The sequence below is a fragment of the Streptomyces sp. SID4985 genome (genome assembly GCF_009863025.1).
Lineage (GTDB): Bacteria > Actinomycetota > Actinomycetes > Streptomycetales > Streptomycetaceae > Streptomyces.
The window spans coordinates 1-337 of sequence record NZ_WWIR01000502.1 but is presented as its reverse complement, the minus strand read 5'-3'; the positions used below and the strand labels follow the sequence as shown (position 1 = coordinate 337).

Below are 337 nucleotides of genomic sequence, written 5' to 3'. Positions count from 1 at the left end.
AGGGGCGCGGGGAACTGCGCGACAAGCCACGACGACGCCGCACCCACTCACCGCACAGCAACCCTCATTCGCCAGGCCACGCAGGCCTCCGCTTCTCGTTGAACGCCGCCACCCCCTCCGCCCGATCCCCCGAAAACGCCGTAGCCCGCCAAGCCGCGTCCTCGACCTCCAACCCCGCCCGCAGCTCCAGCCCCACCCCCAACCGCAACGCCCTCTTCGCCGCCCGCAGCCCCACAGGCGAGTTCCCGGCGATCCGCGCGGCCAGCGCCAACGCCTCGTCGCGGTCCCGCCCCGCCTCCACCACCTGGTCGACCAGCCCCAGCCGCCCCGCCTCGTC

General features: G+C 74.5%; 1 protein-coding gene. It reads right to left on the bottom strand.

Annotation, left to right across the window (positions count from 1 at the left end; translation table 11 throughout):
* Window positions 1–64 precede the first annotated feature (64 nt).
* The coding region (locus GTW40_RS21950) for an enoyl-CoA hydratase-related protein (RefSeq protein WP_237525623.1) at window positions 65–337 on the bottom strand (273 nt) is incomplete at its 5' end.